This window comes from Pseudomonas sp. EA_65y_Pfl1_P113 (genome assembly GCF_963970525.1).
Taxonomy (GTDB): domain Bacteria; phylum Pseudomonadota; class Gammaproteobacteria; order Pseudomonadales; family Pseudomonadaceae; genus Aquipseudomonas; species Aquipseudomonas tritici.
This window is the reverse complement of the sequence record NZ_CAXAQM010000026.1, coordinates 22,891-45,280: the sequence shown is the minus strand read 5'-3', so window position 1 is coordinate 45,280 and position 22,390 is coordinate 22,891. Positions and strand designations below refer to the sequence as shown.

The 22,390-nt window shown below is 59.3% G+C and carries 18 protein-coding genes and 1 pseudogene; 9 read left to right on the top strand and 10 right to left on the bottom strand.

Annotated features, from left to right (window positions below; genetic code table 11):
- Positions 1–125: 125 nt before the first annotated feature.
- From AACY52_RS21015 to AACY52_RS20995, 5 genes and pseudogenes are all read right to left on the bottom strand, one after another.
- Positions 126–362, bottom strand: a pseudogene (locus tag AACY52_RS21015) (PAAR domain-containing protein); the annotation flags it as partial.
- 306 nt (positions 363–668) lie between these two features.
- Positions 669–1,058 (bottom strand): hypothetical protein, encoded by a 390-nt coding sequence (locus AACY52_RS21010; protein ID WP_339419503.1) that lies wholly within the window; start codon positions 1,056–1,058, stop codon positions 669–671.
- Entirely contained in the window at positions 1,055–2,467 is a 1,413-nt protein-coding gene (locus AACY52_RS21005; protein WP_339439211.1) for a PAAR domain-containing protein, read from the bottom strand. The genes AACY52_RS21010 and AACY52_RS21005 overlap by 4 nt, the downstream gene beginning before the upstream one ends.
- 75 nt (positions 2,468–2,542) lie before the next feature.
- Positions 2,543–2,791 carry a hypothetical protein gene (locus AACY52_RS21000; RefSeq protein ID WP_339436252.1) on the bottom strand — a complete coding sequence of 83 codons (249 nt, stop codon included), beginning with the start codon at positions 2,789–2,791 and terminating at the stop codon, positions 2,543–2,545.
- A complete protein-coding gene (locus AACY52_RS20995; protein ID WP_339436251.1) occupies positions 2,788–3,027 on the bottom strand; it encodes a hypothetical protein in 240 nt (79 codons plus the stop codon). Before AACY52_RS20995 ends, AACY52_RS21000 begins: the two co-directional genes overlap by 4 nt.
- A gap of 333 nt (positions 3,028–3,360) precedes the next feature.
- Here AACY52_RS20995 and xylA point away from each other — a divergent pair, with 333 nt between their 5' ends.
- The 4 genes from xylA (at position 3,361) to AACY52_RS20975 (ending at position 8,467) form a co-directional block, all read left to right on the top strand.
- Positions 3,361–4,677, top strand: coding sequence for a xylose isomerase (gene xylA / locus AACY52_RS20990; protein WP_339419371.1), 1,317 nt, complete (start codon positions 3,361–3,363; stop codon positions 4,675–4,677).
- A gap of 101 nt (positions 4,678–4,778) precedes the next feature.
- Complete coding sequence (gene xylF, locus AACY52_RS20985) at positions 4,779–5,780, top strand: D-xylose ABC transporter substrate-binding protein (protein WP_339530999.1); 1,002 nt, start codon at positions 4,779–4,781, stop codon at positions 5,778–5,780.
- A 5-nt stretch (positions 5,781–5,785) separates the two neighbouring features.
- Positions 5,786–7,330, top strand: a complete 1,545-nt coding sequence (gene xylG / locus AACY52_RS20980; RefSeq protein WP_339530997.1) for a D-xylose ABC transporter ATP-binding protein — start codon at positions 5,786–5,788, stop codon at positions 7,328–7,330.
- Positions 7,331–8,467: a sugar ABC transporter permease gene (locus AACY52_RS20975; protein ID WP_339419377.1), complete on the top strand. Its 1,137-nt coding sequence runs from the start codon at positions 7,331–7,333 to the stop codon at positions 8,465–8,467.
- 300 nt (positions 8,468–8,767) lie between these two features.
- Here the strand turns inward: AACY52_RS20975 and AACY52_RS20970 are convergent, their stop codons facing one another.
- From AACY52_RS20970 to AACY52_RS20960, 3 genes are all read right to left on the bottom strand, one after another.
- Positions 8,768–10,018, bottom strand: a complete 1,251-nt coding sequence (locus tag AACY52_RS20970) for a glycoside hydrolase family 68 protein (RefSeq protein ID WP_339419378.1) — start codon at positions 10,016–10,018, stop codon at positions 8,768–8,770.
- Between the two features lie 251 nt (positions 10,019–10,269).
- Positions 10,270–11,208: a pectate lyase gene (locus AACY52_RS20965; RefSeq protein ID WP_339419379.1), complete on the bottom strand. Its 939-nt coding sequence runs from the start codon at positions 11,206–11,208 to the stop codon at positions 10,270–10,272.
- A 238-nt stretch (positions 11,209–11,446) separates the two neighbouring features.
- Positions 11,447–12,946 carry a CoA-acylating methylmalonate-semialdehyde dehydrogenase gene (locus tag AACY52_RS20960; protein WP_339436246.1) on the bottom strand — a complete coding sequence of 500 codons (1,500 nt, stop codon included), beginning with the start codon at positions 12,944–12,946 and terminating at the stop codon, positions 11,447–11,449.
- A gap of 109 nt (positions 12,947–13,055) precedes the next feature.
- On the opposite strand from AACY52_RS20960, the gene AACY52_RS20955 reads away from it, so the two are divergent.
- Positions 13,056–13,991, top strand: a complete 936-nt coding sequence (locus AACY52_RS20955) for a LysR family transcriptional regulator (protein WP_339419381.1) — start codon at positions 13,056–13,058, stop codon at positions 13,989–13,991.
- Between the two features lie 172 nt (positions 13,992–14,163).
- Positions 14,164–15,846: an AMP-binding protein gene (locus AACY52_RS20950; RefSeq protein WP_339428059.1), complete on the top strand. Its 1,683-nt coding sequence runs from the start codon at positions 14,164–14,166 to the stop codon at positions 15,844–15,846.
- Positions 15,847–15,900: 54 nt separating this feature from the next.
- Here the strand turns inward: AACY52_RS20950 and AACY52_RS20945 are convergent, their stop codons facing one another.
- Entirely contained in the window at positions 15,901–17,175 is a 1,275-nt protein-coding gene (locus AACY52_RS20945) for a glucarate dehydratase family protein (RefSeq protein WP_339419384.1), read from the bottom strand.
- The gene (locus AACY52_RS20940) at positions 17,172–18,533 is read right to left on the bottom strand and encodes an MFS transporter (RefSeq protein ID WP_339419386.1); all 1,362 of its coding nucleotides are present in this window, start codon (positions 18,531–18,533) and stop codon (positions 17,172–17,174) included. The genes AACY52_RS20945 and AACY52_RS20940 overlap by 4 nt, the downstream gene beginning before the upstream one ends.
- A gap of 106 nt (positions 18,534–18,639) precedes the next feature.
- On the opposite strand from AACY52_RS20940, the gene AACY52_RS20935 reads away from it, so the two are divergent.
- The 3 genes from AACY52_RS20935 (at position 18,640) to AACY52_RS20925 (ending at position 22,378) form a co-directional block, all read left to right on the top strand.
- On the top strand, positions 18,640–19,548 hold the full coding sequence (locus AACY52_RS20935) for a LysR family transcriptional regulator (RefSeq protein ID WP_065876275.1): 909 nt from the start codon (positions 18,640–18,642) through the stop codon (positions 19,546–19,548).
- 149 nt (positions 19,549–19,697) lie between these two features.
- Positions 19,698–20,153, top strand: a complete 456-nt coding sequence (locus AACY52_RS20930; RefSeq protein WP_339419389.1) for a (2Fe-2S)-binding protein — start codon at positions 19,698–19,700, stop codon at positions 20,151–20,153.
- Positions 20,153–22,378: a molybdopterin cofactor-binding domain-containing protein gene (locus AACY52_RS20925; protein WP_339560749.1), complete on the top strand. Its 2,226-nt coding sequence runs from the start codon at positions 20,153–20,155 to the stop codon at positions 22,376–22,378. The genes AACY52_RS20930 and AACY52_RS20925 overlap by 1 nt, the downstream gene beginning before the upstream one ends.
- Positions 22,379–22,390: the final 12 nt, after the last annotated feature.

The following is a 22,390-nucleotide window of genomic DNA, read 5'->3' as shown; positions in this document are numbered from 1 at the left end:
TGTGGCGCAACCGCAGAGCGGGTTGCTGTTGCGGGCGCCGGTTGAGCCGATGATCGAGTCGTGGGTGACGCAACGCTTGAATCCGCAGGTGCAATCAGGCGATTGCTACCTGCGGGGCAGTCGCAGTGGATTGTTGCGTCATGAAGTACCGTCGCAATGCCCATCCAGCACATGGCCGGCCGGCTGCTCACAATGACGCCGGTTTTGCCGCATCGCGGGCATTCCGTGGTTTTATCGCCAAGTCTTAAGACGCTGCGCCCGCCCTGTTTCGCGTTGGGCAGGCTACTGATACACACGGCGCCGGTAGTGGTCAGATCGCCGTGCAGACCTTGCGCTATTCCATTGACATGTCCTCGCGGCACGATTCAGCCCTCTCTATACGTAAGACAAAAGTGATTAGAGAGCCGAACTTTGCAGAGGCAGTTGCCTGACGTAAAGTCAGATGTTTCCGCAAATTACGTAGTCTTTAGAAGCTTGAACTCGGTACAAAAAATTGCACCGTTCCTTGGCGACTTTTTATAGATGGCTTTTTCAATGCCCCGATGAAATGGCCTTTCACTCGTTCAGATTCTAAAATCTAAGAAGCTGCAACTTGATCCGCATACGGCTTCAAAAAAGTCCTCAATAGGTCCTGCCTGGTAGCGGGCCTCAAGTGAGGTCCGCTCGAATTACCTGAACTGCAGCAGAATCCCCACAACCACAATCCAAGTGAACGAGGTGAGCATCAGCGTTATGTTGACGATCAGATGCTGTTTCAAATGAGGTGGGAAATTTTCAAGATCTGCTGGGTCAAGTTCTCCGATGCGGACAGAAGCCTTGGGCCATACAACCATCCCGGCGATTTTCGATATTTCCCACAGTGACCAAATCAAACCTCTTTTTCCAAGGCTCGGCCCCCATAGATAAATGTAACGGCTGTTTTTCAAAGCCTCTTTTATGGCATCCAGGTGACAACGGCTCAGGTAAAGACTGTATGCAGCCCCCACATAGGCAAGCAAAATTGGGCCGCTGACGACTCCAAAAGCCAACCAAGACTTCCAGAATCCCTCCGTTGTCATGGCCACGTTTTCTCGTACAAAATTTCTCCACCTATTTCGCCACCCATACCACCGTAAGTAGTACCCGCCCACGCGCCAGCCCCAACCAACGCAGCGACACACACGACACCCCCTATACCGGTAGAGACGGCAAGCGCCACACAGATCGAACCGCTGGCAGAACCGGCTATCAATCCCCCCGCAACACCGCCACCAGTAGCTCCAATGAATTTCCCCACTTCAGTGAATTTCACTTTTTCACAAGCCGCCCCGGAATCGAGGTTACACACCTGCTGAATAGCCAACACCGAAGACACCCCACCCAGACCAATCCCGATATACCCACCCGCCTTCATATATTTAGTAGCACGGCTCACCGCCTCCACATGAGCCGAATACCCCGGAATCTGCCCCGGCCCGCCCGCTTTATCCCAGTGATGCACCAGACTACGGCTGGAAATGCCAAGCGCCGTTTTCAACTTGGGGTGATCACCCAGCGTCGTCTGGCCGCGCAAACGTGTCGAGTTCAGCAGATGGGCGTCCAGTTGAGTCAGCAGTCGCTGGCGCTCGGCGAAAAACTGCGGCGATTTAAGGTGCCCGTGCTGGCGGTAGCTCTCCTGATGCAAGCGCTCGATGGCTTGAAGGGTATCGCGCAGGTTTCCCAGATGTTTTTCCATCACCAGCGCACTGACGCCGAGCCAGGTTGAGGTATGGCCGATAAAACCGGCGATCTCGGCACCGTGCCGATACAAAAAATCGGCCTCATCCGGTGTCAGTGTTTCCAGGGATGCATCGACTTGTTGAGCCGCCCGCATCAGTTGCGCTTCCTGATAGGTACAGGACGTATTGTTGGGATCGCCGAGCACGATCATCGAGCCGGCTTTAACCTCACCCTTGCCAGGGTTAAGTGATCGATACTTGCTCATCACAGCTGGGTCATGACCAGGGAAAAGCGTGGCTTCCAGTGCCTGGCGAGTCATGCTTTTGGGCACCACGTAGAAACCAGGCTCCTCAGCATCCACGCCTCTGGATCGCACTAAGGCCAGGCTGCCGGAAGGAACAAAACCCGATTGATGCCGGGCCATCGGGCGGTCGTTTATAGATGAGGCGCCCGGCTGAACGGCTCGCGCGTTCATAGGCGCTGGTGCGCTCTCGTTCTCGTAGGTAGCGGTGTACACCGAGGGAATAAGCCCCGCTCGACAGGGGCAACTGCTGAAGCTATCCAGCGTGCCAGCCACCAGCTTGCCATGACTCTCTATATGCGAAATGCCGCCGAGTATTTGATAAATCCCCGCATGTTTTCCACAACTGACTCGGTCACCTTCGCGAGCGTGCAGGAGGCCATGTATGTCAACTCTTGGATCGCCATCAAGCACTTCTCCACCGCAAGTGGTCTTATCGCCCAAGCCAATAAAATATCCTTCAGTCATCTATGTTCTCCGCTCTATAACGCCTGAGCATTCCAAACGCGGCATAGCCACGCTCAGCACTAACACGCGTCATGGTCAATTCTGGATAAGGGGTAAAAAATCCTCGGCCAACTGCACACCCTCACGCGCGATGAGGATTATTGAGCCTTGAGGTGTATTGATGATTTCGTCACCGTTACTGAGCAAGCTGCCCACTAAAGCAATGTTACTATTGCTTTCACCGGCACCCGTCAAAATGTGCGCCTGGGAACCGTCGACGTACTCAACGTAATCGCCCTTGTGTGCGGCGCGTACGCGCTCACCGTTGGTCAATTTGAATGTCATCGCTGAGGTCGTTTGTTTGATCGTTCCGCCGTTGCGGGTTTGACTGCCCAAGCTGCCACTCGGTAAACGGCAACGGCCGGATGAGTTTTTAAGTAAAACTGCCGCTGACTGATTACTTCCAACGCGTGTTCGTTGAATTCTGCAAGTTGCTGTTCTGTGAAGCAGTGATCGTCCAAACTACTTAGATATGCCGAAAACACTTCATTGGTGTACAGCATGGGCGACTGCGCATTCATGTTTTCATCCTTATTTAGTATGTGCCTGATGAGTACCGCGCTCTCAACCGCGAATGGCATCAAGTCAAAGAAAATGACGATGCAGGCCAAACTTTGGAGAGGCACTTGCTTGAGGTAAAGCCAGACGTTTCCGCAAATCACGTAGTACTTAAGAGTTTGATTAGGGATCACTCTGAAAAAATAAATAAACTCGGATCGTCCCCTATGCAGTGACGCTACGCTCAAGCAAAGACATTACTCAAAATCGCACCCTCCCTTGGTGATTTTCATAATCGGCAGCCCCACCGCCGTTGCTAGTATCGGGACACCGCCAAGAACAATAAGGAAAACGCCATGCCGTACTTCCCCGGTGTCGAGAAGGTTCGCTTCGAAGGCCCCAGCAGCGAATCGCCCCTCGCCTTTCGCCATTACGACGCCAACAAAATCATCCTCGGCAAACCCATGCGCGAACACCTGCGCATGGCCGCCTGTTATTGGCACACCTTCGTGTGGCCAGGCGCGGACATGTTTGGCGTCGGCACCTTCAAACGGCCATGGCAACGCAGCGGCGACCCGATGGAACTGGCCATCGGCAAGGCGCAAGCAGCGTTTGAGTTTTTCTCCAAGCTGGGCATCGACTACTACAGCTTTCACGACACGGACGTCGCCCCCGAAGGCAGTTCGCTCAAGGAGTACCGCCACCACTTTGCACAGATGGTCGATCACCTGGAGCGTCACCAGGAACAGACAGGGATCAAGCTGCTGTGGGGCACCGCCAATTGCTTCAGCAACCCACGCTTTGCCGCCGGCGCCGCCAGTAACCCGGACCCGGAGGTGTTTGCCTACGCCGCCGCCCAGGTGTTCAGCGCGATGAACGCAACCTTGCGGCTCAAGGGTTCCAACTATGTGCTGTGGGGCGGCCGTGAAGGTTACGAAACCCTGCTCAATACCGACCTGAAACGTGAGCGCGAGCAGCTTGGTCGCTTTATGCGCATGGTCGTGGAACACAAGCACAAGATCGGCTTCAAGGGCGACCTGCTGATCGAGCCCAAACCCCAGGAGCCGACCAAGCACCAATACGATTACGACAGCGCCACCGTGTTCGGCTTCCTGCATGAATACGGGCTGGAGCATGAGATCAAGGTGAATATCGAGGCCAACCACGCGACCCTGGCCGGGCACAGTTTTCACCATGAAATTGCCACCGCCGTGTCCCTGGGCATCTTCGGCAGCATCGACGCCAACCGCGGCGACCCGCAGAACGGCTGGGACACCGACCAGTTCCCCAACAGCGTCGAGGAAATGACCCTCGCCACCTATGAAATCCTCAAGGCCGGCGGGTTCAAGAATGGCGGCTATAACTTCGACTCCAAGGTGCGCCGCCAAAGCCTGGACGATGTAGACCTGTTCCATGGGCATGTAGCCGCCATGGATGTATTGGCCCTGGCCCTGGAGCGCGCGGCGACTATGGTCGAGAACGATCGGTTGCAGCAGTTCAAGGACCAGCGCTACGCCGGTTGGCAGCAACCGTTGGGCCAGGCCGTGCTGGCGGGAGAATTCAGCCTGGAGTCGCTGGCTGAACATGCGTTTGCCCATGAACTGAACCCTCAGGCCGTGAGTGGCCGTCAGGAGATGCTTGAAGGTGTCGTGAATCGCTTTATCTACCGGTGACATTTGCGCGACAAATCTCTGCACAGAGCGTCGAGGGACGCTCTACAGTTTTACCCGCATCACGCTGTGTCTTTCCAACAACAATAAAAGGACGCACCACCATGAAGTCATTCAAACGTACCCTGCTCGCCACTGCCCTGGCTCTGCTCGCCCTGCCGGTCATAGCCGGCCCGGCCCACCCGAAAATCGGCTTCTCGATCGATGACCTGCGTCTGGAACGCTGGTCCCGTGACCGTGACTACTTCGTCGCGGCGGCAGAAAAACTCGATGCCAAGGTCTTCGTCCAGTCTGCCGATGCCAACGAGCAGAAGCAGATTTCCCAGATCGAAAACCTGATCTCCCGGGGTGTCGACGTGATCGTCATCGTGCCCTTCAACGCTACCGTCCTCACCAACGCCGTCGCCGAAGCCAAGAAGGCCGGAATCAAAGTGGTGTCGTATGACCGCCTGATCCTTAACGCTGACATCGACGCCTACATCTCCTTCGATAACGAAAAGGTCGGCGAAATGCAGGCCAGCGGCGTGATGCAAGCGGCGCCCAAGGGCAACTACTTCCTGCTCGGCGGCGCGCCCACCGACAACAACGCCAAAGTGCTGCGTGAAGGCCAGATGAAGGTGCTGCAACCGGCCATCGACAAGGGCGACATCAAAATTGTCGGGCAGCAGTGGGTGAAAGAATGGAACCCCACTGAAGCCCTGAGCATCGTCGAAAACGCCCTGACCCGGAACAACAACAAGATCGACGCCATCGTGGCTTCCAACGATGCCACCGCCGGCGGTGCGATCCAGGCCCTGGCCGCGCAGAAACTGGCAGGCAAGGTGCCGATCTCCGGGCAAGACGCCGACCTGGCCGCGATCAAGCGTGTGATCGACGGCACGCAAACCATGACCGTGTACAAGCCGCTCAAGCTGATCGCCACCGAAGCCGCCAAGCTCTCGGTGCAACTGGCGCGTAACGAGAAGCCGACCTACAGCTCGCAGTACGACAACGGCAGCAAGAAGGTCGACACCATCCTGCTCACGCCTACCCCGCTGACCAAAGCCAATATCGATCTGTTGGAGAAAGACGGGTTCTATACCAAAGAGCAGATTGCCGGGCAGTGACCGCCATGTCCGACTATTTGCTGCAAATGAACGGCATCGTCAAAACCTTTGGCGGTGTCAACGCCCTCAACGGCATCGACCTCAAGGTACGGCCGGGGGAATGCGTCGGCCTGTGCGGCGAGAACGGCGCCGGTAAATCAACCTTGATGAAGGTGCTGTCGGCGGTTTATCCGTACGGCACCTGGGACGGTGAAATTCTCTGGGACGGGCAGCCGCTCAAGGCTCAGTCGATCAGCGAGACCGAGGCGGCGGGGATCGTGATCATTCACCAGGAACTGACCCTGGTGCCTGACTTGTCGGTGGCCGAAAACATCTTCATGGGCCACGAACTGACCTTGCCGGGTGGGCGCATGAACTACCCGGCGATGATCCACCGCGCCGAAGCCTTGATGCGCGAGCTCAAGGTACCGGACATGAACGTCGCGCTGCCGGTGTCGCAGTACGGCGGCGGCTACCAGCAATTGGTGGAAATCGCCAAGGCCCTGAATAAACAGGCGCGCCTCATGATTCTCGATGAGCCCTCCTCGGCCCTGACGCGCTCTGAAATCGAAGTACTGCTGGACATCATCCGCGGCCTCAAGGCCAAGGGCGTGGCCTGCGTGTACATCTCCCACAAGCTCGATGAAGTGGCGGCGGTGTGCGACACCATTGCGGTGATCCGCGATGGCAAGCACATCGCGACCACGGCCATGGCCGACATGGACATCGCGCAGATCATCACCCAGATGGTCGGCCGCGAGATGAGTAACCTCTATCCCACCGAGCCGCATGACGTGGGCGAGGTGATTTTCGAGGCCCGCAACGTCACCTGCTATGACGTCGACAACCCCAAACGCAAGCGTGTGGACGACATTTCCTTTGTGCTCAAACGCGGGGAAATCCTCGGCATTGCCGGGTTGGTGGGGGCCGGACGTACGGAACTGGTGTCGGCGCTGTTCGGCGCCTACCCAGGGCGCTACAGCGCCGAGGTGTGGTTGGACGGCCAGGTGATAGACACACGCACGCCGCTCAAATCCATCCGCGCCGGGCTGTGCATGGTGCCCGAGGACCGCAAGCGCCAAGGCATCATTCCCGACCTGGGCGTGGGCCAGAACATCACCCTGGCGGTGCTCGATACCTATGCGCACATGACGCGTATCGATGCCGAAGCCGAACTGGGCAGCATCGACCAGCAGATCGCACGCATGCACCTGAAGACCTCCAGCCCGTTTTTGCCGATCACCAGCCTGTCCGGGGGCAATCAGCAAAAGGCTGTGCTGGCGAAAATGCTGATGGCCAAGCCCAAAGTGTTGATCCTCGACGAACCCACGCGCGGCGTGGACGTGGGCGCCAAATATGAGATCTACACGTTGATGAACGCCCTGGCGGCCGAAGGGGTGTCAATCATCATGGTGTCCTCGGAGCTGGCCGAAGTACTCGGGGTCTCCGACCGCGTGCTGGTGATCGGCGAAGGCCAACTGCGCGGTGATTTCGTCAACAACGGCCTCACCCAGGAGCAGGTGCTCGCGGCTGCGCTCAGCCATAACAATAATGATCGGAAGACCGCGTAGATGAATCAGCTCCAACAGCTGTTTACCCGCTACAAAATGCTCGCCCTGGTGATCGCCGTGGCGGTGATCTGGCTGTTTTTCAGCTGGCAGACCGAGGGCGGGTTTCTCACACCACGCAACCTGTCCAACCTGCTGCGGCAGATGTCGATCACCGGGATCCTGGCGTGCGGCATGGTGCTGGTGATCATCAGCGGCGAGATCGATTTGTCGGTGGGGTCATTACTGGGGTTGCTGGGCGGGTTGGCGGCGATCCTGGATGTGGTTTATCACATTCCGCTGCTGGCCAACCTGAGCTTGGTAGCGTTGTGCGGGTTGGTGATCGGGTTGGCAAATGGGTACATGACAGCCTATCTGCGCATCCCGTCGTTTATCGTCGGTTTGGGCGGGATGCTGGCATTTCGCGGGATCCTGCTGGGGATCACGGGCGGTACCACCATTGCGCCGGTTTCACCGTCGCTGGTGTATGTGGGCCAGGGGTATTTACCGCATTCAGTCGGTATTGGCCTCGGGGTTTCGCTGTTTGCCCTGACACTGTTCCTGGCATGGAAACAGCGGCGCAATCGCGCGCTGCATGGTCTTGCGGCGCATTCCCTCGTGCGTGATCTGGTGCGCGTGGTACTTATCGGCGCCGTGCTGGCCGGGTTCGTCACCACGCTCAACAGCTACGACGGCATTCCCGTCCCCGTCTTGCTTCTGCTGGTGCTGTTGGGTGTATTCAGCTACGTCACCCGCCAGACCGTGTTCGGCCGCCGCATCTACGCGGTGGGCAGCAACATGGAAGCCACACGCCTGTCGGGCATCAACGTACAAGCGGTGAAGCTATGGATCTTCGGCATCATGGGCGTGATGTGCGCCCTCGCCGGCCTGGTCAATACTGCCCGGCTCGCGGCCGGTTCGCCGTCGGCGGGGAATATGGGCGAGCTGGATGCCATCGCTGCGTGCTTTATCGGCGGCACGTCAATGCGTGGCGGCTCGGGCACAGTGTACGGCGCGTTGCTGGGCGCGCTGGTGATTACCAGCCTGGACAATGGGATGTCGATGCTGGATGTGGACAGTTACTGGCAGATGATCGTGAAGGGCAGCATTCTGGTGCTGGCGGTGTGGGTGGATGTGAGTACGCGCACGGGCCGGCGGTAAAGATCCGGAAGAACACCGACGCTCAAATGTGGGGGCTGGCTTGCCTGCGGTAGCGGTCTATCAGTACCCGATGTGCTGACTGATACTGCGCTATTGCGGTCACGCCCTCTCCCACATTTGATAGGTGGCGTGAGTGGCTTTGGGTCATGATTCGTAAAGCGCCAGTAAGACGTGTCGCGTTTAATTGCTGGCATCAATGGCGAGCCTGTGATCCCCCCCTCGAGTGTCTTAAGCCATCAACAGCGCCTGCATGAAAAACAGCCGTAAAAAAGCCACTCCGAAGAGTGGCTTTTTAGTCAGTTACTGGCTCAACACAACATCGCGCATCGCCGGGATGTAACCGTAGTCATAAGCCTCCTGCACAAACGAGCGATCGCCCTTCAATACAATCCTCACAGTGGGTGCTTCGGTGCCGCCAATGCGGTAGTCATCGCCGCTGGTGGGCACGCTGTCGATAAAGGAAGTCACCAGGCCATTGGGCATCACGCAGTGGGAATACGTCTGGAACGGCTGCGAAGGCGGATTGCCCAGCACCAGCCCCGAGGCGTTCATCGGCGTGTAGGGGCCGAACAGATGATCGCCGACAAAACCGTAGACGCCATCCGGACCCGTCACGCCATCCGCGTAGGTGAATTTGTGGCTGATGGTGAACAAGTAGTACTTGTTGTCCTGGAACACATAATGCGGGCGTTCGGTTTGATCGTTCACCCCAACAGCAGTCACCAAGGGCGGCAGAATGTCCCACTCGTCACCGTTGAGGTCTTTGGCCACGGCGATGCCGATGCAGCCAACCTGATAACGTGCCCCGCCGACATCTTCATGCCCTGGCGGCACCAGGCCCAGTTCATTCGGCCCCACTTCGTGAGTCCCGCGCTCGCCGGCAACATTGCCCTCAAACACCATGTACAACTTGCCGTCATTTGGATCGATAAACGGGCTTGGATCGCGAAAGTTCCAGGTCGCATTCTGCGCTTCGGTTTGATAATAGGTGCCGTCTGCATCAAACAATGACTTGACCTGAGTGAAGCCTTGCAGCTCGACACCGGTGTCGGAAGTGACCACCCGGCCCCTGACTTTGGCAATGGTGGCACCCGGCGTTACACAGGTGTAATACAGGTCAATGTCACCGTTGTTATTGAGCAGGATAGGTGTGCCCGCCCATTCACGCGTGGTCGGCGAAACCCCTTCGGCCATGACCCGGCCGCCGAAGATCCAGTCCTTGCCGGTGCGCGAGTACCAATAGCAGATACGCGCATGGCCATGGCGGTCTTCCCAATCGCGCTTGATGTCGTAACGGCCATCGGCGTTGATGAATTGTGGATCATGAGGGCGACGGTCGGCGGTCAGGGTGAAGATCACCGACCAGCCATTGACCGATACAACCGTACCATCCAGCTCACGCAATGGCATGGTGTCCCAAATGAATACAGTGTCACTCATGACAGGAAAGTCAGGACTCACTAACGGCTGTGTGGTCGTCGGGTCATTTTCATTAACTTTTAGCGCATCGGCCCGTGTCCAGCGAGTAGGTGCGTGATTCGCATGTTTCATGATGATGTCCTTTTACTGATGCTTACGTGACAAGCGAAGATTGAATAACACATAACAGCCAGCAACTTTGCTGTGACTGAAAAGAATGAGCCGTCGTTGGCCCTGAAGTGCGGAACCAGGTTTAACATGGCCACCCACCTATCGCAGCGTGAAGAATTATTTAGATTAAAAAGGCCATCACTGTATTTATATCCTTGATATAAATACAGTGGCACTTGCAATCTATGCCAACCAACTAGAAAGCTAGCTAATCAACTACCGAATACCAGCGCACCGGACTGGGCTCCGGCATTCTTCTGCGTAAAGTCTTTGGCTTGGGCTGCGGTTTTCAAGGTGTAGGCGTAGTTGGAAGTGGCCGTCCATTGCGCCTTTGGTGACTTCTGGTTGGTGATCGGTGGAACACTGTTGGTATCAGTGAACGTCCCAGTCCCCTTGTCATCCAACATGCCGTTGTTTTGACTGCCCTCACCAAAGTAGTTACTTTCAGAAAGGATGTTGGCGTTCTGCGCCAGGGTAAAACCGAGGTGGAAGTTATTGATGTAGTTGTTATAAACATGAAAGTATCCGTAACGCATCAAGCCCGGCGCACGCACTTCCATATCCTCGAAGCGGTTATGGCACACCGTCAGGCGTGGGTACCCGTTGAACTCTGCCTTATTGTCATCCGCCGGGTGACCGAAGATCAGCCCATACTTGTGACTGCCAAAGAAGCAGTTGCTGAGGGTGACATAGTCGGCTTTCTCGCCGATATACAACAGTTTATCTTCACTGCCGTCAGTGGTAGACCAGCTGTGCCCGACGAAAGAGCAATGGTCAATCCAGTACTTGCTGCCGTAGTTCAGATAGACCTGGATATCGTCATTGGCCTTGATAGTCGCCGAATGCCTGAAAATAATATTCTGCAGAATAATGTTCTGCGACTGCGCCGTTGCCCGCAGGTGAATATTTTCCAAGGTTCGATTCTGGAATGAGCCGATCAGGGTCTTGTTAGCGCCCATCGTCACTTTGGTGAGACGCGAGGCCGAGAGATTACTGTTGATCACCAATACCCGCGGGGTGGTGTCGCCAATATTGGCCTTGAGTTGATCGAGCGTAGTGATGCTGACCACGGGACCCGACCAGCCACCTGTCACTTTTGCCGCTTGGGCGAAACCGGTCAAACCGGTGAGTTTGCTTTCTGGATACGACATGAGTTCCCTCTCTAAAATAAAAACAGCTCGCTATGACGAGCGGGTGCATCAAGTTAATCCGTTAACTTGCACACAGTGTTGGCAGGACTGAGATTGCCGTGTGAGGTTCGATCAGCGCTTAAACACTGTGTTTATATACAGTATTCGGCATTCACCAAAACGTCAACCCTTGTGCGGGCAAAAAAAAATGGGAGGGGCAAGCCCCTCCCACATTGGGTCCTACAGCATCTGTTCAACCTTACTTCGACACCGGCATCGCAAACTCCGCGCCCTGCTCGATGCTCTCCGACCAGCGCTGCATGATCGACTTCTGCTTGGTGTAAAACCGCACACCCTCCGTGCCATACGCATGCATGTCGCCGAACAAACTCTTCTTCCAGCCGCCGAACCCGTGCCATGCCATCGGCACCGGGATCGGTACGTTGATGCCGACCATGCCCACTTCAATCCGCCGTGCAAACTCGCGGGCAATATTGCCATCGCGGGTGAAGCAGCTCACGCCATTGCCGAATTCGTGGTCGTTGACCAGTTTGATCGCTTCGGCGAAGTCACTTACGCGCACGCACGCCAGCACCGGGCCGAAGATTTCTTCACGGTAGATGCTCATCTCTTGGGTCACGTGATCGAACAAGGTCGCGCCGAGCCAGAAGCCGTTTTCCAGGCCCGCTTCGGTGGGCACGTAGTCGCGCCCGTCGAGCAGCAGTTGCGCACCGGCCTGTACGCCTTGTTCGATGTAGCCGCTGATACGCTCCAGCGCCGCGCGGGACACGATCGGGCCCATTTCGGCCTTGAGGTCGCGGCCGTCGGTGATGCGCAGTTGCTTGGCACGCTCGGTCAAGGCGGCGATGACTTTGTCACCCACATCACCCACCAGCACGGCGACGGAGATGGCCATGCAGCGTTCGCCGGCACTGCCGTAGGCGGCGCCCATCAGGGCGTCGACGGTTTTTTCAATATCCGCGTCGGGCATTACCACCATGTGGTTTTTGGCGCCGCCCAGGCCTTGCACACGCTTTCCGTTACGCGCGCCGGTTTCGTAGATGTACTGGGCAATCGGCGTGGAGCCAACAAAGCTCACGGCCTTGACGTCCGGGTGTTCGATCAGCGCGTCCACCGATTCCTTGTCGCCCTGCACGACGTTGAACACGCCCTTGGGCAAGCCGGCTTCACGCAGCAGTTCGGCCATGAACAACGATGCGCTTGGGTCGGTCGGGCTTGGCTTGAGGATGAAGGTATTGCCCGCCGCAATGGCGATCGGGTACATCCACATCGGCACCATCACCGGGAAGTTGAACGGTGTAACACCGGCTACAACGCCCAGCGGCTGGCGCAGGGTCCAGTTGTCCATGCCACGGGAAACCTGGTCGGAGTGTTCGCCCTTGAGCAAGTTCGGAATGCCACAGGCAAATTCGAGGATATCGAGGCCACGGTCGACTTCACCCTGGGCGTCGGTAAAGACCTTGCCGTGCTCGGCGACAATGATGCGCGCCAGGTCATCCTTGCGTGCACGCAGCAGGTGCAGGTATTCGAACAGCACGCGGGCGCGGCGGATTGGCGGGGTGTCGGCCCAGTCGGCGAAGGCAGCCTGGGCGGCGGCGACGGCTTCGGACACGGTCTGGCGACTGGCCAGGGCGACGCGGCCGGTCTTTTCGCCGGTGGCCGGATTGTAGACGTCCTGATAGCGATCGTCGCGGGACACGCGCTGATCGTTGATGTAGTGCTCGATTGTTTTAGTCATGGCAGTAGATCCCAGGTGGGTAGCGTTGGGACACACGATAGGCTTTCGGTTTGTTCCAAACCAGAGCAGAATCCAGAACTTATTGTCCATAAACGCGAACAATACCCGCATGGAAAAGTCTGAGATCGAAGGGCTGTGGACCCACATTCACTGGCTGTCGGTGCTGGAAGAACAAGGCACCTACACCGCCGCAGCCGCTCGCCTGGGGGTGAGTAAGTCCGCCGTCAGCCAGCGCATTTCGGACCTGGAAAAAGCCACCGGTACGCGGCTGGTCACGCGAACGACGCGCAGCGTAAGGCTCACCGATGCCGGGCTGTCGCTGACCCGGGAGGTCCGCAGTGCCTATGAGCAGATCGCGCGCAGCTTCTCGTCGGTGCGCGACTCTGCCGGCGAGATTCGTGGATTGGTGCGCTTGACCGCGCCGGTGGCCTTCGCCAGGCAGCAGTTGGTGCCACACCTGGCGGAATTCCTGCAGCAGTTTGCGCAAGTACGTATCCAGTTGGATGTGTCGGATGCGTTGAGCTCGCTGGCAGCCGAGGGCTACGACCTCGCCGTGCGCCACGGCTTCCAGGTGCCGGAAACCCACGTGGCGTGGAAGCTGTGCGACACCGGCTCGGTGTTGGTCGCCACCCGCGATTACCTGCAACGCCACGGCGAACCCCGTGAGCCTGGCGACCTGTCAGCCCACAACTGCCTGTTCTACCCGCGCGGCACCGACCAGCCGGCGTGGACCTTTGAGCGCGGCAGCACAAACGTCGAGCGCCTTACCGTGCCCATCGCCGGCAGCTTTGCCACCAACAACAGCGAAGCCCTGCGCGATGCGGCCCTCAACCATCTGGGCATCGCCCTGCTCCCGGACTTCAGCGCCCATGCCGCATTGGCCAGCGGCAAGCTGGTACAGGTGCTCAAGGGCTGGACGCTCAAGGGCGCGTTTGCCGATGAGATCTACCTGATCCGACCGTATTCACCGCATGTGCCCAAGTCGGTGACGGCATTGGTGGGCTTCCTCAAGGAAAAACTGTCAGGTGGGTTCAGGTTTGATTAACGGCCATCGCTTGCGCGTAGGCACCGTCATGTTGGAAGGACGAGCATGACTTTTTTGCACAACGCACCGGTATTTTTGGGCGTTCTTCTCTGATTTATGCGTGCCTATACTCGGTCCAGCCTCTCGGTTCAGCCGAGGGCCAGTCCCACAACAATAATTAAGGACAGCCACCATGATCCAGCCCTTCCTGGCCGCTCGGGATTTTCTGCTCGCTCACCGCACCGACTACGCCACCGCCGTACGGGATTTCCGTTGGCCGCAACTGGGCGAATTCAACTGGGCCCTGGACTATTTCGACGCCATGGCGAAGGGCAATGCGGCCAATGCGCTGTGGATCGTCGAGGAAGACGGCCGCGAGCAGCGCTACAGCTTCGAGCAACTGGCCGCACGTTCCAACCAAGTGGCCAACCACCTGCGCGCCCTCGGGGTTGGGCGCGGTGATCGCGTACTGCTGATGCTCGGCAATGATGTGGCGCTTTGGGAAACCATGCTCGCCGCCTTCAAGCTCGGTGCAGTGGTCATCCCCGCCACCGCCCTGCTGAATGCCGACGACCTGCGTGACCGTATTGAGCGCGGGCAGGTTCGTCACTTGGTGGTCGGCGAGGCACATGTGAGCAAATTCGCCGGGCTGGCTGAAGGCTGCAGCCGCATCTGCGTGGGTTCGGCGCCTGCCGGCTGGTTCCCACACAGCGCCGCCTGTGAATATCCCGAGCAGTTTGAAGCCGAAGGCCGCACCCTGGCCACCGACCCGATGCTGCTCTATTTCACCTCGGGCACCACATCAAAACCGAAGATGGTGTTGCACAGCCACCAGAGCTATCCCGTTGGGCACCTGTCGACCATGTACTGGATCGGCCTGCAACCGGGCGACCTGCACCTGAATATTTCCTCACCGGGGTGGGCCAAGCATGCTTGGAGCTGCCTGTTTGCGCCGTGGAACGCCGGCGCCTGCATCTTTATCCATAACGTCGCGCGGTTCAGCGCGCCGGCGTTGCTCAGTGCATTGGAACGCTACGGCGTGACCAGCCTGTGCGCGCCGCCCACCGTGTGGCGTATGTTGATTCAGGAAGATCTGGCCAGCTACAAATCGCGCCTGAACCTGCGCGAACTGGTCGGCGCCGGTGAGCCACTGAACCCGGAAATCATCGAGCAGATCCAGCAGGCCTGGGGGTTGCCGCTGCGTGATGGCTTCGGCCAATCGGAAACCACTGCACTGGTGGGCAACACGCCCGGGCAGTTGCTCAAGCCAGGCTCCATGGGCCGACCGCTGCCGGGCTATCAAGTGGCCCTGCTCGACCCGGATGGCAACCCCGCCAATGAAGGCGAAGTCGCCCTGCCCCTGGACGTGCGCCCGCTCGGCCTGATGCTGTGCTACGAAGACAGCCCGGAAAAAACTGCAGAAGTCATGCGTGACGGTTATTACCGCACCGGCGACACCGCGCAGGTCGACGCCGACGGCTACATCACCTTTGTCGGTCGCGCCGACGATGTGTTCAAGGCCTCCGACTACCGCATCAGCCCATTCGAGCTAGAAAGCTCGCTGATCGAGCACCCGGCAGTGATGGAAGTGGCCGTGGTGCCCAGCCCCGATCCATTGCGCCTGGCCGTGCCCAAGGCCTTCCTGATCCTGGCCCATGACGCCCCCGGCAACGCCGAACTGGCCCGGCATATTCTCGCCTTCGCCCGCGAACATCTGGCGCCCTACAAGCGGGTGCGGCGTATCGAATTCGTGACCGAACTGCCAAAGACCATTTCCGGGAAAATCCGCCGGGTGGAACTGCGCCAGATGGAAGTACTGCGTCGTCAGAGTGATACGCGAGGCGAACAGGAACACTTCGAAGAAGATTTTGGCTGAAAAAAAGCCCGGCAACACACACGTGTGTTGCCGGGCAAAGCGAAGCGACCAGCTTCAGAAACGCGGTTTCACAGCCTTCCAATCCGGTTGGTAACGCTGCATCTGTTTTACGTCGTCGCGCTGGCGAATGCCGCAACTGAGGTACTGCTCATGCAGCTTGCCCAGTTGGTCATGGTCAAGTTCCAAGCCCAGCCCCGGGGCACGGGTGATCGTCACGCAGCCATCGACAATCGGCACCTTGCCGCCCTTGATGACTTCCTCGTCCGGCTCCTGCCAGGGGTAATGGGTGTCGCAAGCGTAATCAAGGTTGGGCACCGACGCGGCCACATGGGCCATCGCCATCAGGCTGATGCCCAGGTGTGAGTTGGAATGCATCGACACGCCCAGGCCGAAGGTCTGGCACATCTTCGCCAACACCTGGGTGTCGCGCAGGCCGCCCCAGTAATGATGGTCAGCGAGGACGATCTGCACGCTGTCCAGGGCAACGCTGCGGCGGAACTCGTCAAAATCGGTGACCACCATATTGGTCGCCAGGGGCAAGCCGGTGCGTTTGTGCAGCTCGGCCATGCCTTCCAGGCCCGGGGTCGGGTCTTCGTAATACTGCAGGTCATCGCCCAGCAGTTCAGCCATGCGAATCGAGGTTTCCAGCGACCAATTGCCATTCGGGTCGATGCGCAGCGGCACGCCGGGGAAGGCTTTTTTCAGCGCTTTGATGCACCGCACCTCATGTTCCGGTTCCAGCGCGCCGGCCTTGAGCTTGATGCTTTTGAAGCCGTAGGCTTCGATCATCCGCCGGGCCTGGGCGACGATCTGCTGTTCGTTGAGCGCTTCGCCCCAGCTGTCAGGCTTGTAGGGCGAGTCGATGTGTTCGGCGTACTTGAAAAACAAGTACGCACTGAACGGAATCCGGTCGCGGAGAGCCCCACCGAGCAAATCCACCAGTGGCACATTCAAGGCGTGGGCCTGCAGATCGAGCAAGGCCACTTCGAACGCCGAATAGGCATTGCTCACGGCCTTGCTGGCGTGGGAGCCCGGCGCCAGTTCTGCGCCGCTGAGGCTCACGGGCCTGTGCGCGGCCACCGTGGCCTGGACGATCGCACGCAGCCCGTTCAGGTTGAAGGGATCGAGGCCGATCAGTTGCGGCTGCACCTGTTGCTGGATCGCCAGCGCCGGGGCATCGCCGTAGCTTTCGCCAAGGCCGATGTAGCCGGTGTCGCTCTCGACCTCGATGATCGAGCGCAGTGCGAGGGCTTCGTGGATACCGCTGGCGTTAAGCAGCGGCGGGTCGCGAAAGGCGATGGGCGTGACGGTAACGCGGACGATTTTCAAGAGGCTGCTCCCTGTGGGCCTGGACGCGAGGCGCGCTGATGTGTAGTCGGTGTGGGGGGCACGGTGCCCCGTGGTGCGGTGCGCGCAAAAAACACCACCACCGCCGCCGCCAGGGAGGTAGCGGCCAGGCCATACAACCCGCCTTCGATGGAGCCGGTGGTCTGTTCCAGCAAACCAAAGGTGGTGGGGGCGACAAAGCCTCCCAGGTTGCCGACCGAATTGATCAAGGCAATCACCGCCGCGGCGATCCGGGCATCCAGATAACCCTGGGGAATTGGCCAGAACAAGGCAGAGGCGGCCTTGAAGCCAATCGCGGCAAAACAGATGGCGACAAAGGCAAACACCGGCCCGCCGGTAGTAGACATGAACATACCGAAGGCGGCGATCACCAGCATCAGCGCAACCCACGCCTGCTGATGTTTCCATTTGCTGGCGAGGGCGGCGAAACCGTACATGGCGACGATGGAAATCAACCAGGGAATCGAATTGAACAAGCCCACCTGGAAGTCGCCCAGGTTGCCCATTTTCTTGATCATGCTGGGCAGCCAGAAGGTGGCGCCATAGATGGTCAGGGCGATGGAAAAGTAAATAAAGCAAAACAGCGCGATCTGTCTGTCGGCGAGGAGCTTGAACATCGAGGGCCGGACAGTCCGGACGGCTTCACGCGCTAGCTGTTCCGCCTCGATGGCACTCACCAACGCGTGTTTTTCCTCTGCGCTGAGCCACGTCGCCTGATCGGGACGGGACTGCAACCAGAACCATACAAAGCCACAGAGCACGATCGAGGCAAACCCTTCGATCAGAAACATCCACTGCCAGCCATGCAGGCTAAACCCATTGATGTGCAGCAAGGCCCCCGACACCGGGCCTGAGATCACCGAGGCAATCGCAGAGCCGCTGAGGAAAATCGCCATCGCCTTGCCACGCTCGGAGGCTGGCAGCCACTGGGTGAAGTAGTAGATGACACCGGGGAAAAACCCCGCCTCGGCGGCGCCGAGGGCAAAGCGCAGGATATAAAAACTGGTTTCACCTTTGACGAAGGCCATGGCCATCGCGGCCGCGCCCCAGGTGAACATGATGCGCGTCAGCCAGGCCCTTGCGCCGTAGCGCTGCAGGAGCAGGTTGGACGGTACTTCAAAGATCGCGTAGCCAATGAAGAACAAACCGGCACCGAGGCCGTAGGCGGCCGCGCCAATGCCCAGGTCGATCTCCAAATGGCTGCGCACAAAGCCGATGTTGACCCGGTCGATGTAGTTGACGATGAACATCACCACAAATAATGGCAGTACATGACGCTTGACCTTGGTGGCCGCACGGGCGAGCACGGTCGGGTCTGGCGGATTCTGAACAGTGTCCAAGGGCAACTCCCAATCATTGTTTTTTTAGGGACGCGTTGATCATGGACGTCGGGCATTGATCCCGTCTAATCTAACTTGGCATCCGATTGATACCTGGATTAGATCAATGTTCGAACTCACTCAACTGCGTTGCTTCACCACTGTGGCCACCGAGCTGAATTTTAGGCGGGCGGCCGAACGGCTGAACATGACCCAGCCGCCGCTCAGTCGACAGATCCAATTGCTGGAACATCACTTGGGGGTCGAACTGTTTGCCCGCACCACCCGCAGCGTTGCCCTCACCGCCGCCGGCCGCGCATTTTTTATCGAGGCGCAGAACTTGCTGGAGCGTGCCCAGCAAGCGGCGGTGACGGCGCGTCGCTTCGCTGAGGGCGATATCGGCACGGTCAATATCAGCTTCGTCGGCAGCGCGGTGTACGAGTTTTTGCCACGCGTGATCGCCGAGGCGCGGCTCCGGCAGCCCCAGGTGAAGATCGACCTGTCAGAGATGAACACCTACCAGCAATATGAAGCGCTGCGCGCCCGCCGGATCGACCTGGGGATCGTCCGCGCGCCGCTGCTGGAGCCGGGCTACGCCACCGAGTGCCTGGTGCGCGAGCCCTTCGTGCTGGCAGTTCCCAGCAGCCATCGGCTGGCCAATGCCGAGACGGTCAGCGTGCACGACTTGGACGCCCAGCCCTTCCTGATGTACGCCCACTCGGCCTACCCGCCGTTCAACGAACTGCTCACCGGCCTGCTGCGCTCAGCGCGCGTGGCGCCGGAGTTTGTGCAGTGGCTGGGGTCATCCCTGACCATCCTCGCGCTGGTCAATGCCGGCATGGGCCTGGCATTGGTGCCACGTTGCGCCAGCAGTGTGGTGTTCAAGAACGTGGTGTTCCGCGATATCGACTTGGGCGAAGGGGCGCAGAGTGAGCTGCATTTGATCTGGCGCGAGAACAACGACAACCCAGCGTTTGCAATGTTGCTGGACGGAATTCGCAGTGCGGTCCGTCAAGAATGGGATCAGGCACGCTAGCTCAATCCTCTTGAATACTTGCCTGATCCTCCGACTTCTCGGATTTCGGATAGATAGCCCTTGCACCGTGGTCTAGAGTTCGACAATAAGCGGCCGCCGCAAGCTCATACTAAAAATGGCCGCATACACCGATGATCAGCAGGTGAGCCATGGAATTACGAATCAACCAGAAAACCTATCAGGTCGAAGCCGACGCTGACACGCCACTGCTGTGGGTGATCCGCGACGACCTGGGCCTGACCGGCACCAAATACGGCTGCGGCCTGGCCCAGTGCGGGGCCTGTTCGGTGCTGGTGGACGGTAATGTGGTGCGCTCGTGTGTCACGCCAGTGGCCGGAGTGGTCGGGCGTGAAATCACCACCATCGAAGCGATTGAAGACGATGAGGTGGGCAAGCGCGTGGTCGCGACTTGGGTCGAGTATCAGGTGGCGCAATGCGGGTATTGCCAGTCCGGGCAGGTAATGGCCGCGACTGCGCTGCTCAAACACAGCCCCGCCCCTAGCAAAGCGCAGATTGATGCGGCAATGATCAACCTGTGCCGTTGCGGCACCTATAACGCCATCCATGCGGCGGTCGACGCACTGGCCAAGCAGGAGAGCGTCTGATGAACATCCTCAATGAACTGCTCGAGGCACCGGTAAACCTGTCGCGCCGCCGCTTCTTGGCGAGCACGGCGGTGGGCGCGCTGGTGATCGGTTTCGGCCTGCCGCTTGGCTCGTCGAGGGTGCAGGCGGCCACGGCCAACGCCGCAGAACGGGGCACTCAGGTGCCAGCGTTTCTTGAAATTCGCCCGGACGGCACGGTGCGCCTGCTCAGTCCGTTCATGGAAGGCGGACAAGGCACCCACACCGCCATGGCGCAGATTGTCGGCGAAGAGCTGGATGCCGACCCCGCCACGTTCATCGTCGAAGCCGCGCCACCCGGCGAAGCGTATGTGGTGATGGACAACGGCCTGCGCATCACCGGCGGCAGCATGTCGGTGCGCATGAGCTACCCGACCATGCGCCGCCTGGGCGCCCTCGCCCGCGCGATGCTGCTGCAAGCCGGTGCCGCGCAGTTGGGTGTACCGGTTGCCGAACTGACCACCCAGCCTGGCCGGGTGGTACATACGGCTTCCGGCCGTTCGTTGGGCTACGGCGAATTGGCCAGTCGCGCTCTGGACATGCCAGTGCCCGACCCGGCCAGCGTCACGCTGCGCGACCCAAGCCAGTTCCGCTGGATCGGCAAGCCGGTCAAACGCCTGGATGCCTATGACAAATCCACCGGCAAGGCGCAATACAGCATCGACCTGAAAGTCGACAACATGCTTCACGCGGCGGTCCAGCATGCGCCACGCCTGGGCATGACCGTGGGCAGTGTGCGTAACCAGCCGCAAGTGGAAGCCATGAAAGGCGTGCATTCGGTGCACGTGCTGCCCGGCGCCGTGGCGGTAGTGGCTGAACGTTGGTGGCACGCCAAGCGTGCGGTTGAAGCGGTCCAGGTCGACTGGCAAGAAGCGGCTGCGGACTCGACACTGCGCGTCATGCCGGCAGACTTCTCCAGCGACAAGCACCGCGACTTCCTCGCTGCCCAGCAAGGCCCGGCCCGTGACGACGAAAACGAAGGTGACGTGGCCGCCGCCTTGTCAGGCGCCAAGACCAAAATCGAAGCGACGTATCACAACCAATACCTCAACCACGCCCAACTGGAGCCGCCGTCGGCACTCGCACGCTTCAACCCCGATGGCACCCTGGAGATCTGGCTGCCTAACCAGGCGCCTGACATGTTCCGCGCCGACATCGCCAAGCGCACCGGCCTCGGCCTCGACAAAATCAACCTGCACTCGCCACTGCTGGGCGGCTTTTTTGGGCGGCACTTTCTGTATGACTCCGCCAATCCCTTCCCCCAGGCCATTGCGCTGGCCAAGGCCGTGGGGCGTCCGATCAAGCTGATCTGGAGCCGTGAAGAAGAATTCCTGCGCGACGTGCTGCGCCCGCTGGCCGTGGTCAAGTTCCGCGCTGCGCTGGATGACAAAGGCTTCCCGGTGGCCATCGAAGCGGTCAGCGCGACCGAAGGCCCGACCGAAGCGCTGGCCGGCAAGCAGGGCGATAAAATCGACCCCACGGCCCTCGAAGGGTTGTCGGGCAAGCCCTACACCATTCCCAACAAACGCATCGCGCAGATCTACGTCAAAGGCGCGCCCATGCTCGGCTACTGGCGTTCGGTGGGCAACTCGCTCAACGACTTCTTCTATGAGTCGTTTCTCGACGAACTGGCGGACAAAGGCGGACATGATCCCTATGAGCTGCGCCTGCATCTGCTGCGCGACAACCCACGGCTGACCACGTTGCTGCGAGCGGCGGGTGAATTGTCCGGTGGCTGGAAGCGTGGCCCCTTCACCGCCGAGGACGGCACCCGACGCGCTCGCGGCGTGGCCATGGCCTCACCGTTCGGCTCCCACACGGCAGCGATCGCCGAAGTGTCCATCGAGAATGGAAAGGTCAAGGTGCACGATATCTGGCAGGCCATCGACCCGGGCAGCATCGTCAACCCGGCGATTGTCGAGGCGCAGGTCAATGGTGCCGTGGCGTTGGGCTTGTCCCAGACCTTGCTGGAAGAAGCGGTGTACGTGGATGGAAAACCACGGGCGCGCAACTACGACCTGTACCCGATCCTGGCGCCCGCACAGATGGCGCGGGTGCATGTACGGGTGGTCGAGAGTGGCGAAAAAATGGGCGGTATCGGCGAACCGCCGTTGCCCGCCGTGGCACCGGCCGTGGCCAATGCGGTGGAGCAGTTGACGGGCCAGCGCGTGCGCAGCCTGCCCTTGAGCCGACACACTTTCAGCTGACCCTCAGGAAAC